Here is a 14,332-nt window from a genome sequence, read left to right as displayed (position 1 = left end):
AACAATGACCATCGAATTTTCTGACTTCTCTTTTAAATATGCTTCGCAGGATAAAGCGACTCTCAAAGGCATAAATCTAAGGATAGAGAAAGGAGAGAAAATTGTCATTATTGGTCCAAGTGGAAGTGGTAAGTCGACCCTTGGACAATGCTTAAACGGCCTGATCCCGCATGCTATCAAAGGCGAGATGTCTGGCAGCTTAACCATCAATGATACCCCCGTATCAGGGTTACGCATGCAAGACTATAGCGAATCGGTAGGTACGGTATTGCAAGATACCGACAGCCAATTCGTTGGTTTAAGTATTGGTGAAGATATTGCGTTTGCACTTGAGAATGACATGATTTCTCAAGCGGAAATGCTACCTATCGTGCAGAAAACTGCCGCGATGGTCGATCTTGATGATTTGCTCGATCACTCACCTTATGCATTATCTGGTGGTCAAAAACAGCGCGTATCACTAGCCGGTATTCTGGTTGACGATACCGACATTTTGTTATTTGATGAACCATTAGCTAGCCTAGATCCAAAAACAGGTAAGGCAACCATCGAGATTATCGATCAGTTGCATCAAGACACAGGCAAAACGGTTATCATTATCGAGCATCGTCTCGAAGATGTATTACATCGTCATGTCGACCGCGTGATCTTAATGGAGCGTGGCCAAATCATTGCCGACATGTCGCCTAATGAATTAATCGTATCCCCCTTACTACAAGTTCATGGTATCCGCGAACCACTCTATATCTCGGCATTAAAAGCGGCAAAATGCCCAATGACTGTTGCAGATAACCCCGCTTATATCGACAAAATGAATCTACTGCAATATCAAACGTCATTAACCAATTGGTTTAATGCACAAGCACCGATCGTTCAGCAACAAACAACAGAAACATTACTTGAGATTAATGATTTAACTTATTCTTACACTGGCGAAAAAAACGCGCTTGAAGATATTTCATTTAGTATTAATCGTGGTGAATTTGTTTCAATCTTAGGTAAAAATGGTTCGGGTAAATCAACCATCACTAAGCTGATCATGGGCGTTATCGCACCTGATGCTGGTCAAATCAAGCTTAATGGCGAAGATATTGCTAAGCTCTCTATCTTTGAGCGCGCTCAAAAGGTCGGCGTAGTGATGCAAAACCCAAATCACATGATCTCTAATCACATGATTTTTGATGAAATCGCGTTTGGTCTGCGTAACCGTGGCCACGACGAGGCATTTGTTGAAGAGAAAGTACTGCACGTATTGGGTCTATGCGGCCTAATGAAATATCGCCATTGGCCAATTGAAGCGCTTAGCTACGGTCAGAAAAAACGTGTCACGATTGCATCTATCTTAGCGTTAGAGCCTGAACTGCTTATTTTAGATGAGCCAACAGCTGGGCAAGATCATCGAAACTATACGTCAATGCTATCGTTCATTAGAACACTGAACAAAACGTTGGGTATTACAGTGCTGATTATCTCTCACGATATGCACCTCGTGTTAGAATACACCACGCGTTCAATTGTGATAGCAGAAAGTAAATTGATTGCCAATGCGCCCGTTTCGCAAGTGTTCAGCGACCCTGTACTACTTGATCGTGCGAATTTGAAAATAACCAGTCTGTATACACTCGCCAACGCGATTGGTATAAACAATACCGATGGTTTTATGCAGCAATTTATTAAATCTGAAGTGGCACCGTCATAATGCAGAACAACACTCATCGCGAAAGCACACTCAATAAAAGCAATATGAATAAAAATACGGTTAACAACGATATTAAGAAAAAGCATAAAAGTAGTATCAATAAAACCAAGAAAATTGACTTTGGTATTAACTATGTCAATACCAATTCAGCCTTACATCAGCTTAATGGCGTCACTAAATTTGTGTTGTTTTTAGCTTGGGTAACTGTGGTTTTAACGACCTTTGATTTACGCCTTATACTCGCACTTATTATTACCGGCTGTACGTTACTTAAATTAACCAAAGTACCGTTTTCAGTTTATAAACCGCTATTAATTGCCACTGCTAGTGTACTTAGCATTAACGCCTTATTCATGTTCTTGTTAGCACCACAGCAAGGCGTAGAATACATAGGCTCAAGCACAGTCTTATTACCGTTATGGGGCGATTACTCCCTTACACAAGAAACGTTATATTACTTACTGACGGTCACTCTGAAATACTTCAGTATGTTCCCGATTGCATTAGTTTTTGTGTTTACCACGCATCCGACTGAGTTTGCAGCAAGTCTAAATCGTCTTGGTGTACCGTATAAAATTGCCTATGCGGTTAGCTTAACATTACGTTATTTACCTGATGTAAAAAATGATTTCGTCAACATCATGCATGCACAACAAGCGCGTGGCGTCGATTTATCTAAAAATGTCTCGGTATTATCACGTATTAAAAATGTCGCTAAAATATTAGGCCCATTGATTTTCTCAAGCCTAGATCGCGCCGATGAGATCTCAAATGCAATGACGCTACGTGGTTTTGGCCATAACAAAATACGTACTTGGTACAGCTTAAAAGCAATGACGAAACAGGACTACACCGTAATGGTGTTAATCGGTTTAGTGGTGACATTCGCGATAATCAAACGTGTCATGGCAACCGAATTATTCTGGTATCCATTCTAATGATGCGCAGCGGAGTTAACGACAAGCTAATCTTAGCTAGCAATGAAATCCATTTATGGTCAGTTGCTCCGCACAAGATCCAACAGCCTGAATTATTACAGGCTTATAGCCAACTATTATCACCTGCAGAAACAACAAAACAACAACGCTTTAGGTTTGAAAAAGATCGCCATAGTGCATTAATCACGCGTGCTTTCATCCGTGATTTATTATCTCACTATGCTGATGTTAGACCCGCTGATTGGCAGTTTGCAAAAGGTGAAAAGAATAAACCAGAGATTGTTAATCCCCCACTTCCGCTGCGCTTTAATATTAGCCATACCGATAATTTAATCATTTGTGCCGTCATGTTACATGATGATATTGGTTGCGATGTCGAAAATACCCAGCGTAGCAGCGATGTCTTGAGCATTGCTAAATATTCGTTCTCGGATATTGAGGTTGATGATTTACTTGCTCAACCCATCGCACAACAAGCAAGCCGATTTTTTGATTACTGGACGTTAAAAGAGTCCTACATCAAAGCGTGGGGGTTAGGTCTATCAATCCCGTTGAAAGATTTCAGTTTCACCCTACCTGGCTTCCACCAGCCAGAACACCTGCACTGCATTGATGACATAACATTAAGCTTTGCTGCTCACCGTGTTGATGATGCCAATATTTGGCGTAATTGGTTGTTCTACCCCAATACCATCCATCGCGTGGCAATGTCTGTACGTGCAACAAGTAATAATCAGCATACTGAATATAAAATGCGCTTTTTTAATACAACGCCGCTGGTTAATATCACTGAAACAGTTACTTTTAAACCTGACACCAAATAGTTTTCATTTTCACTCGTCATAGCCAATCTTCCTTACAGCCACTGACAGCATTAAAAACCAACCATTCACAAAGTTACCGATAACAACATCGTAAATAATAACCCGTCACAGTTTTATATCTCCTTTCAGTGCCAAAATACACGCCAGCCCAACTCTTAACATCGAATAAATATTTTAAATGTACAATTTAAATCTTTAAATTCATCCACTTAAAATCATGCCACCAAGTCACGTAAATATGTCGTTTAGGTAAATTAATGTCAAAATGATATATTACTTTGGGAGTACAAGTGTATTATGTACATAACTTTAACATCCGTGACAGTAAGTCATAACATCAAATGTGATGGTATGTGCGGTACGACTCAATCGGGCGCAAACTATCAATCTCATTAAAAATAGGAAATGGCTATGGAAGCACTCACGTTAGTTGATATGGGTTTTTTATACACAGAAACAGTAACAAGCCCAAAACATGTCGCAGGATTACAAATATTCTCAACACCAGAAAACTATCAAGGTAACTTTAGTCGAGACCTATTTGATAATTTAATGTCACAGCAGGATGTTAAAAAACCATTCAACCAAAAACTCAAGAAACAAATAACAGGTCAATACTTCTGGCAAAAAGATGACAATATTGATTTGTCATACCATGTACGTTTTGCCATGCTGCCACAGCCAGGTAATGACAATCAATTGCTGAGCTTTGTTGAACACCAACATGAAACCTTACTTGATCGTAACCGCCCGTTATGGGAAATGATCCTGATTGATGGTCTAGCTGACAACAAATTTGCCATCTACGTTAAAGTGCACCATGCATTTACAGATGGCGCAAAAGCCAATCAATTATTAATGGCTTATCTCAGCAAAAATGCCGAATCACCAATGACAGCATTTTGGTCTGTTGATCGCCCGCAAAAAGAACGCGTAGCGAAAAGCGCATTAACACTACTCACTGATACAACGAAACTGGTCTCTGGTCACGTTAAGTCCATTCCATCATTAACTAAGTTAACAACCAAATTGCTGTTCCAAGCAACGAACATGTATAAAGCCGATATGCCGACCCCATTTATGGCACCAAAAACACCGTTTTCAGTCAGCCCAAAGCGCGCACGCCGAGCAGCAATGACATCACTGCCACTAGCCCGAGTGAAAACATTAGGCCGTGTTACTGGTGCAACGATTAACGATGTGGTCGTCACAGTTTGTGATATGGCGATCCATAATTACCTAGAAACACGTAACGTCGTGCTTAAAAAACCACTTGTAGCGCAAATGCCTATGAGTTTACGTGAGGCATCAGACACGGAATCAAACAACCAAGTTGCTATTAGTTTAGTTGAATTAGCCTACGCAGGTGAGCGTCCACTAGCACGGTTAATGACGGTTAAAGAGTCATGTCAAAAACTAAAAAGTGAAACGAAGCTATTAACGAAGGAAGCGCTAACCAGTTATACATTAGCAAGCCAAGGTTTAGCCGCTGCCAGTGAATTACTTAACCTAGATACCATCTTGCCACCAATGGGCAATGTATTAATCTCTAACGTGCCAGGGCCAAGTAAAGCCTTATACATGATGGGCGCAAAAATGGACAAGTGCTACCCAATATCAGTATTACCACCGGGCATGTCTTTAAACATTACCTTGTACAGCTACAACGGTTCAATTCATGTGGGTCTTGTCGCTTGTCGTTCTGCATTACCTGATTTAACCGAGCTAGCAGATTACATTGATGACGCTTTCTCTGCACTTGAAAATGAAGTATTAGATTGTGCAATCGAAAGTGTAGCGGATCATATTCAGTTGTTATCATCACAAAGCAGCCAGAATATAAAACAGGAAAGCATTGATGTCATTGCTAATATGACTAAAATAACGACGAAAAACAGAGATCGATCGAACGTTGACCATGAAGACTCACGATTATGTGAAACAGCTTAGCTCAGTAAAGTCAGAAGCTAGATAAGAGTTAAGTGGGATAAATCAAGAAGTAAGCAGATTGCAGTTAGTCACTATATTACAGCGACTAACTGCTTGAGCTAATCGCCTTATTTATTTTAGCTTAATGGTGCTAAAACGCGATGTAAGTGGTCTGCAATTTCAATACCGCTATCAGTTAAATAACCGCCATCGTCTCGTGTAATAAGACCTTTATCAAAAAGAGATTTTGCAGCACTAACGGTTGAAGGGCCGGCTTCATTATGAACCTTAATGCCTTCTAAGTGAGATTTTGTTGGGAATTTAGCCAGTAATTTCATTTCTTCAAACAGTGTATCAGAATAGTTATTCATAATTGCTCGCTTTTCTTAAATAGGAGAAGTTTCATCATAGAGCCTTCAAAGAAGATTGCAAAAGTAATAATAGAGTAAATAGGGATAGATCAAAAAAAACCTCAATAAAACGAACACTTGAAGTTAGTTTAGGTCAGAATTCATGCGATTACCTACATTACACAACAATTATTGTTCATTTAATGCTTAGCAACGCTGTAATAACAGGCTTATGCTAATAATGATGCACTTATTACGTCATACAGTAACTCATGGCCGGCACTATTTGGGTGTAAACCATCTGCCGTTAAATACGCTTCTTTATCAACGTTAAATGGTGTGTAAACATCAATTAGCGCCACATCGTACTTCACAGACAAGTCTAATAAGGCTTGGTTATAATGACGGATCGTGGCGTCATTACGAATACGCTTGTTTACATTGGGGATACCATCTAGGTGAGCAGCGATTGGCGTTATATTAATTAATACCACTGCAGCTCCTTTTTCAAGCGCAAACTCAATGCAATGGCTTAAATTATTAATGTAAGACCCGATAACGACAAGATGCTTACCCTCTTGACAGGCAAGGTCGTTGGCACCATAGCCAAATAATACGGTATTGTTATTATCACTTAGTCGAGTAACACATTCAGGCTGAAAACGTTGCATTAGGCCATCGGTGGTTTCGCCGCTAATGCCCATATTAAATACACTCACTCTGTCTTGATCTGTTTCCAAAAACTGTTTAATTAGACGAGTTTTAATACGGTCTGCCCAGCCACCATAGACAGCGTCACTTTCACCGCGTGTAATACTATCACCAAAACAAATTATGCTCGCCATGTACCCTAGCTCCGAAAATATTATGTAATTACCAGTGCAAGCAAAGTACTACAAAACTATTTAGAAAACCACACCGAAAACCATATAGAAAACGACATACAAAAACCAACACATAGTAAACTATATACGTTGGACTTTAATCGATGGCGATAATTTGATTACGCCCAGTGTGCTTGGCTTTGTATAATCGTTCGTCTGCGCGTTTAAGTAGCTTAGTATGGCTAGCCATCAAGTCTGCAGCCGAAATATCAGTGACAACACCGATGGATAATGTGATGTTAATGTCACCTGCTGGTGTCGATACAGGTTCGTCTTTTATTGCCGACCACACTTTTTCTAATTTATGTAAACTTGCTATATTGCCTTGCTCTTCAATAACACAGATAAACTCTTCCCCACCCCAACGAATGATTAAATCTGATGACGCTAAATTCAAAAGAAAACGTTTGGCAACTTCAATTAAAACGAGATCGCCAACATCATGACCATAATTATCGTTTACCGCTTTGAAATGATCGAGATCCATAATTGCGATGGTAAAACTTGAATCTCGAGTACTGGAATGACCTTGCTTTAAACGCTGTATGTACTGATCAAAATAACGGCGATTATACAACCCTGTTAACGCATCCCGTGTTGATAGCTCGACTAAGTTGCTATTTGAATATTGCAATAATTGGTTTTTACTCTTAATGTCGAGGTTCTTTTTAAGTACATAGCCAAGGGCTAGCAAGACACAAAATGTCACCCCCAAAATAACCCGAGTCACAAGCGTTTGCCGCTCTAACTCAAGATCTTGTATTTCATTCTTGGTTTTTAACAACGTAAGTGCATTACGAGATGCTTCTGCATTAAACGATTCTTCAAGCAGATATAGTTCACTTTGACGCTGATCAAACAGCACTTCCTTGTCCCCTAAGTAATACAGCTTAAAATACTTCAATGCTTCACTATTATCGCCTAATGCTTCATATGCTTCGGATAACAACTTATGGTTACTCGTAATATAAGCAGTGTGGGCTATTTTGCTATTCTCTTTAACCGAGGCATTTAGATCTTCAATGGCTGCACCATAGTTACCCAATGCCATATTGCTGTGTGCTTTACTTTTATAACAAAGGCCGCGTTGCAACGGTAAATTTTGTATTCCATCTAAATAAAGGCAACGCTCGGACTCCGCTATTGCAGACTCATATTGTTGTTCTAAATAGAGCACATTCGATAAACTGTTCAACACGATGGCCTGCAACCTTGCACTTGAATCTTTTTCTAGTGTTTTATTGGCCTCAACATAAGCCTGACGCGCTTTTACGGCATCACCTAAACGGTAATAGACATTAGATTCATTCGTTAACAAGACCGTCATAATCGCAGGTTCTAGACGTTTATCTTGGCGATATATTTCCTTTGACTGATCAATATACGCAATGGCCTTGTTCCACTCTTCTAAGTAAATGTAAATAACCGCTAAGTTACCGATGATTTTACTATGATATAAATGCTTTGAGTTTGTCTCGACTAGCTTTAAGCCTTTATGGAAATAGTCCTGCGCTTTGCCATACTCGCTCGAAAGAATACTAATCACTCCCAATGAATTATAAGATTTGATTAAGATTTTTTCGTAATTAATCTCTTTTGCAATCTTTACTGATTCATTTAAATAATCGAGCGCGGTATCGAGATCACCACGTTTGGTTCGCTCTATTGCCAATTCAGATAAGGCGCTCGCTTTTACCCATTGCAAATTTTCTTGTTCAGCGAGGAGAAGTAATTGGGTCGCATAAGTAGACGCATCATCAATACGACCTAAACGTAACATGACGTTATTCATAGTCATAAAATAATAAGCTTGGTACAAAGGGCTATCTTTAAACACGCCCTTTTTCTCAAGAAGGTCTATTTTCAATAATGCTTGCTCGCTATCAAAACGAGAAAAGTCGAGTGCCGTCAGTAAATCATGGCCATAGGGTAAATCGGCGAGTAAATCATCAGGGGAAAAAACCACCTTGGTATTTATTTCAATTGGCGCATCACGATCAAGTAGACCAAACGGACGTAGCATAAATAGAAGCAGGGTAATACCAACGAATAAAATAAGACTAACAGATTTAATGATCTTCATTATCTATGCCAAGTAATACAAGGCCTTTCATTCTATTGAATAAATAATACTCTGCCAACCAAAATGAAATAAAAAAACATAAAAATACAAGCTCAATCTTAGTGGATTACCGATATGACTATTTACAGTAGCTATTGGCTTATAATATGGGCTTAATCCACCATAACAATTTGATTACGACCTCTCAGCTTAGCTTTATACAACTGATCATCTGCTCGTTTAATCAATTTAACGTGTCTGGTAATAAGCTGTGCGACCGAAATATCAGTGGCTGCGCCAATAGACAAGGTAATCTCGATATCACCCGCACTCGTCGCGAAAGGTATCTCTTTAATTACCGACCACACCTTTTCGAGTTGATCTAAACTCGGAATATTATCTTGATGCTCAATCAGACAAACAAACTCTTCCCCGCCCCAACGAACAATTAAATCCGACGATGGCAAATGCTTAAGAAAGCGTTTTGCGACTTCAACAAGCACTTCGTCACCAACATCATGACCGTAGGTATCATTAATAATTTTGAAATGGTCTAAATCCATTATTGCCAAAGTGAAGTGTGAATCTCGATAAAAAGAACTATCTTTTTTTAAACTCTGTATATAACGATCAAAATGACGGCGATTATACAAACCAGTCAATGCATCTCGTGTTGATAACTCAACTAAGTCGGTATTTGAACACAACAATAGTTCATTTTTCTTCGCTATTGTCGCATTTTTTCGAATCACATAACCTAGGCTAAATAAGACACAAAATATCATTCCAAAAACAACACGAACCCCCAATTTCTGCCTTTCTAATTCAAGGTCTTTTAAATCATTTTGGGTTTTTAATAATGCCAATGCATTACGTGATGTTTCCGCATTGAAGGACTCTGCAAGCATATACACCTCGCTTTGACGCTGGTCAAACAATGCCTTCTTATTCTCGAGGTAGTAAAGCTTAAAAAACGCCAGCGCTTCAATATCATTACCAAGCTCCTCGTGGACTTCAGATAATAATTTATGATTAACAGATAGATATACAGTATTTGAGATTTTTAGATTTTCTTCAATCGCATCATTAAGGTTATCAAGTGCAGTAAAATAATTATCCAATTTCATTTCACTGCGGGCTTTACTGGTATAACACAGGCCACGTTGCAGCGGCAGTGCTTCAATACCAGCTAAATCAAGGCAACTGTTCGACTCCGCAATAGCATTGTCATACCGATGTTCTAAGTAAAGAACATTAGACAGCTCATTTGATACGATAGCTTGTAGCCGAACGCTAGAGTCTTTAACAAGTGTTTTATGTGCTTCAGCATAAGCTCGACGAGCCTGAACAGCATCGCCTAAACGGAAATAAACATGAGACTCGTTAGACAGCAATATAGTCATGATTGATGGCTCTAGCCATTTACCATTTTTATATATCAGCTTCGATTTTTCAATATATTCAAGCGCCTTGTTCCACTCTTCTAAATAAATATAAATAAGCGCCAAATTCGCGATAATCTTACTATAATACAGGTGCTCAGGATTACTATCGACTAGCTTTAAGCCATTGTGAAGGTAAGTTTGTGCTTTCGCATAATCGCCCGAAATATTACTGATCACCCCAAGGGTATTGTAGGATTTAATAAGTAAGCCTTGGTAATTAATCTCTTTACTGATACGCACAGACTCATTTAAGTAGGCCAAGGCAATATCCAACTCACCACGCTTGGTGCGTTCAATCGCCAATTCAGATAAGGCACTCGCTTCTACCCATGGCATATTGTTTTGTTTTGCGTAATCAAGCAATTGATTAGCATAGATAACGGCATCATCAATCCGGCCTAAACGCAGCATGATGTTATTCATGATCATAAAATAATAAGCTTGGTATAAAGGATGATCTTGAAATGTACCGCGTTGATCTAGCAGATCGATTCTAAGTAGTGCTTCTTCGCCATCAAAGCGGGATATATCACGGGCGGCAAGCACTGAATTTCCATAAGGTAATTCAGCAAGCGCGGCATCAGGAGAGAAAATGGTTTCTGTTTCAGTACCGATTTCAATAGGTAAATCTTTATCAATGGAACCAAATGGGCGCAGTATAAATAATAGTAGGCTAACGCCAACAACTAAAACAATACTAACGGGTTTAATTACTTTCATTACCAGCGCCTAAGAATACCAAGACCCGCTATATTATTAAATTAATAATATGATGACTACCTGTCTGGACTTTGTGAGCTAAGTGTTTCTAGCTATTGATAAATAAAAGTATATATCCATTAAGAAAATAACATTATTCCATTATTTTTTATTATAAAAAATGACTTATAAAAATAATTATAACGTTAGAGAATATCTAAATGAGAGGTAAAGCTAAAATTGATAACATGGTGGGTATTATGATCGAATGGGGTGCTATCTAACACTAACGTGATATTTATTGTGGGAAATAAGATATGTTCGTAAATAAAATTTGAAATAAACTAAAATTAATTGTAAATAACATCCAAAAAAACAGTGCATAAGCTAATCAGAAACTATAAGTGACTATTTATTCAACAATAAGCCAGTAAAGTTGGACTCAGTAATACCTGTTCCATTAATCCCTTACTGGCTATATTTATACTCAACTATATTTATAGATAGCGTTACTGACGAACACCTTCAAGATTAAACGTCATATCAACAGTGGTTGACGCAGGACCAAGATTTGTCATTATACCATAATCAGTTAATTTAAGGCTCGTCTCACCAGTAAAACCAACGCGATAACCACCCCAAGGATCTGAACCTTCGCCCACTTTAGTAATAGGGAATGTGATCGTTTTTGTAATGCCTTTAAGCGTAAATGCGCCCGTCACAATCGCATTGTCATCATCACTGAACTTAATACTTTGACTCTTAAACCGTGCTTTTGGGAATTTTTTAACATCTAAAAAGTCATCACTTCTTAAATGTTTATCACGCTCTGCATGGTTTGAATCTAAGCTCCCAGTATTTATCACCATATTGATTTTAGATTCATTTGGTAACTTAGCATCATAAGAAAAACCGCCATCAAAATTATTAAAGCGTCCCAATAACCAGCTGTAACCTAAATGCTTAATTTTAAACTGAACAGAAGCATGTGCACCTGCAACATCAACTTTATAATCAGCAGCCTGTGCTACGTTTGGCGCCACTACTGCAAGTAGTGAACTTGCTGCGATTGCAGCGGCTAAAATTTGTTTTTTCATCTGATTATCCTTAATTGTTTTTATATTTGTTTGCTGTTTTACAATGTGTAAAGTGACAGTCGGTTGCTATTTTTTGACTTTAAACATACGTACTAACGTATTATTCTTATTAATAAAATGGTGCTTAATTGCAGCTAGTGCATGAATACCAGCTAAGACAATTAACGCCCATGCCAAAATTTCATGAATTTGACCTGCGATGTCTTCTTGATTATCAACAGCGAATGGGATCGCCGGTACAGTAAATATCTCAAACACATTGATGCCACGACCATCAGCAGTTGAAATTAAATACCCTGAAATCATTAATGTAAACATCAGTAGGTATAAACCTATGTGTACTAAATGGGCACTTTTCAATTCAAATTTGCTCGCATATTCATCTGCGCTATCTGGATTGATATTGATACAGCGCCACAGTGTGCGAATAAATAACAGACCAAGTAACAGAATACCGATGCTTTTATGCAAATCGAGAGATCCTTTGTACCAAGCGTCATAATAGGTCAGCTCTACCATGTATAAGCCTAGGCCAAACATGCCAAAAATGGTTAGCGCCATAAGCCAGTGCAATAAAATGGCTACCCAGCCATAAGCCGTTTTCGTATTTCTTAACATTCGAATATGTCCCCTACATCAGTTAATTAATAATACGGTGATTGTGACTATTAAAAAATAGTGATTAATGAGAAACTATTGTGCATAAATGCACAGAACTTTTACATTAATTTAGATAACCTCATTCGCAATAACTCACATAAGCGATTGTTTCATCTAAACCTCCATCAATTTAAAACGACTTAAAAGAGTTTTGATATGAAAAATATTTCTTGGGATGATTATAAAATAGCGTATCAAGTTGCCATTGACGGTAGTTTAAGCCAAGCAGGTAAATCACTAAATATCAACCATGCGACAGTACTACGACGTATTAATCAGCTCGAAACAGCCTTGGAGGTTAAATTATTTTTCCGACACCAGCGTGGTTACAAGCTAACAGATGCAGGGGCGATCTTGCTTGCGGAGCTACCGAGTCTAATTACCCGCTTTAGTAAACTAGAACATCAGCTACAGAATGTAGAAAGTAATATTAGCGGTGAGTTGCGTATTTCCACGATCAGTTCTTATTCTTCACAGCTAGCACCTGCATTAAAGGCTTTCAGGGACATCTATCCAGCAATACGCATTATGCTATTGTCGACTGATGATATAGTGCCATTAGAATCCGGCGCTGCGCACGTCTCGTTACGCGTAGGTCCAAAGCCAAATGGCACTGATTTAATCGTCAAGCAATTAACCCGCTTCAAAACGAATTATTACGCCTCCGCTGAGTACATTAAAGAATTTGGCCAACCGACAACAGATAGCACACTCAATGATCACTACTGGATCTTGCCTACCCCAGACAAGTATAGGATCCCTTTTGTGCGTCATATCGTCGATAATATTGATAAAGATAGAATTGTATTTCAGAGCAGCCACTTCCCAGATGTAAGCCAAGCCGTTATAGAAGGTATGGGTATTGGACCTATCGGAGAACACCAGGCCAAGCGATACCCGTCATTGGTACAAGTGACTTTAAATTCACCTGAATCAGAAGAAGCGATGTGGTTTGTGTATCATAAAGATTCAAAGCACAGTGCCCGCGTGAAGTGTTTTTATGAGTTCTTACTTAAACGCTTAGAAAACTTAACTGCTTTAGAAACGAGATAGAAGGTAGAAGAAGTCTAGCCAGAAACATAGTTTCTCACGAATAAAAAATGCTTGCTTATTAATGTCATAAGCAAGCGTTTGGATATAAAGTTCAGTGTAATATCAGTTGATCACACAGATTTTGGAACAGGGCCAAACAGATTATTTCAATGTAGCAAGCGCATCTTCGAGCTGTTTCTGTATTTCTTCGTTACGTAATTGACCTGTTTCCATATCAAAATTATCGTAAAAACTACCCACTGAAAGTGAGGCTTTTACTTCACCAGCAAAATAAGGTGCAGAACCTGTTGCTGCCGCTAATACACTCCCTGCACCACCTGGACCTGGTGAAGTAGCTAACATGAGCATTTTTTTACCTTGATAGACCTTAGGATCAATACGCGAAGTCCAATCAAATAGGTTTTTAAATGCCGCGGTATACGAACCATTATGTTCTGCATACGAAATGATAATGGCATCAACACTTCCTATTTTGTCGTAAAATGCTTGTGCTTGCTGTGGAATACCGCTTTCAGTTTCACGATCAATACTATACAACGCCATTTCAAAGTCATTAATATCTATCACTTCAACTTCAGCATTGTTGATTACCTTTGACGTTAATACTTCACTTGCGTAACTCACAAGTTGCTTGTTAATTGATTGGCGACTATTACTTGCTGCTAATGCTAAAACTTTCATATTGATTCCTT

At 38.7% G+C, this 14,332-nt stretch carries 12 protein-coding genes; 5 read left to right on the top strand and 7 right to left on the bottom strand.

From position 1 onward, the window contains the following. The first annotated feature begins 4 nt into the window (after positions 1–4). The 4 genes from JFU56_RS08220 to JFU56_RS08205 all read left to right on the top strand — a co-directional run bounded on the left by JFU56_RS08220 (position 5) and on the right by JFU56_RS08205 (position 5,411). Positions 5–1,699, top strand: coding sequence for an ABC transporter ATP-binding protein (locus JFU56_RS08220; RefSeq protein ID WP_198436793.1), 1,695 nt, complete (start codon positions 5–7; stop codon positions 1,697–1,699). Further along, on the top strand, positions 1,699–2,637 hold the full coding sequence (locus tag JFU56_RS08215) for an energy-coupling factor transporter transmembrane protein EcfT (RefSeq protein WP_198436792.1): 939 nt from the start codon (positions 1,699–1,701) through the stop codon (positions 2,635–2,637). The genes JFU56_RS08220 and JFU56_RS08215 overlap by 1 nt, the downstream gene beginning before the upstream one ends. Then, positions 2,637–3,461, top strand: coding sequence for a 4'-phosphopantetheinyl transferase superfamily protein (locus JFU56_RS08210; protein WP_242065918.1), 825 nt, complete (start codon positions 2,637–2,639; stop codon positions 3,459–3,461). The genes JFU56_RS08215 and JFU56_RS08210 overlap by 1 nt, the downstream gene beginning before the upstream one ends. Positions 3,462–3,872: 411 nt before the next feature. Continuing rightward, positions 3,873–5,411, top strand: coding sequence for a wax ester/triacylglycerol synthase family O-acyltransferase (locus JFU56_RS08205; RefSeq protein WP_198436791.1), 1,539 nt, complete (start codon positions 3,873–3,875; stop codon positions 5,409–5,411). Between the two features lie 116 nt (positions 5,412–5,527). Here JFU56_RS08205 and JFU56_RS08200 read toward each other — a convergent pair whose 3' ends face one another. The 6 genes from JFU56_RS08200 to JFU56_RS08175 all read right to left on the bottom strand — a co-directional run bounded on the left by JFU56_RS08200 (position 5,528) and on the right by JFU56_RS08175 (position 12,545). Next, a complete protein-coding gene (locus tag JFU56_RS08200) occupies positions 5,528–5,761 on the bottom strand; it encodes a TIGR02647 family protein (RefSeq protein WP_198436790.1) in 234 nt (77 codons plus the stop codon). A gap of 209 nt (positions 5,762–5,970) precedes the next feature. After that, positions 5,971–6,585, bottom strand: a complete 615-nt coding sequence (locus tag JFU56_RS08195) for a GDSL-type esterase/lipase family protein (protein WP_198436789.1) — start codon at positions 6,583–6,585, stop codon at positions 5,971–5,973. A 136-nt stretch (positions 6,586–6,721) separates the two neighbouring features. Then, positions 6,722–8,707, bottom strand: coding sequence for a diguanylate cyclase (locus JFU56_RS08190; RefSeq protein WP_198436788.1), 1,986 nt, complete (start codon positions 8,705–8,707; stop codon positions 6,722–6,724). A gap of 152 nt (positions 8,708–8,859) precedes the next feature. Continuing rightward, entirely contained in the window at positions 8,860–10,851 is a 1,992-nt protein-coding gene (locus JFU56_RS08185; protein WP_198436787.1) for a tetratricopeptide repeat-containing diguanylate cyclase, read from the bottom strand. 488 nt (positions 10,852–11,339) lie between these two features. Next, the gene (locus JFU56_RS08180; RefSeq protein ID WP_198436786.1) at positions 11,340–11,927 is read right to left on the bottom strand and encodes a YceI family protein; all 588 of its coding nucleotides are present in this window, start codon (positions 11,925–11,927) and stop codon (positions 11,340–11,342) included. A gap of 66 nt (positions 11,928–11,993) precedes the next feature. Next, positions 11,994–12,545 carry a cytochrome b gene (locus JFU56_RS08175; protein WP_198436785.1) on the bottom strand — a complete coding sequence of 184 codons (552 nt, stop codon included), beginning with the start codon at positions 12,543–12,545 and terminating at the stop codon, positions 11,994–11,996. Positions 12,546–12,743: 198 nt separating this feature from the next. Between JFU56_RS08175 and JFU56_RS08170 the strand changes: the two genes are divergently transcribed. Then, complete coding sequence (locus JFU56_RS08170) at positions 12,744–13,640, top strand: LysR family transcriptional regulator (protein WP_198436784.1); 897 nt, start codon at positions 12,744–12,746, stop codon at positions 13,638–13,640. A 141-nt stretch (positions 13,641–13,781) separates the two neighbouring features. Here JFU56_RS08170 and JFU56_RS08165 read toward each other — a convergent pair whose 3' ends face one another. Further along, positions 13,782–14,321, bottom strand: a complete 540-nt coding sequence (locus JFU56_RS08165; RefSeq protein ID WP_198436783.1) for an NADPH-dependent FMN reductase — start codon at positions 14,319–14,321, stop codon at positions 13,782–13,784. Between the last annotated feature and the right edge of the window lie 11 nt (positions 14,322–14,332).

This window comes from Moritella sp. F3 (genome assembly GCF_015082335.1).
Lineage (GTDB): Bacteria > Pseudomonadota > Gammaproteobacteria > Enterobacterales > Moritellaceae > Moritella.
Note: the sequence above shows the minus strand (reverse complement) of the source record. Positions and strands in the feature narration are given on the sequence as shown.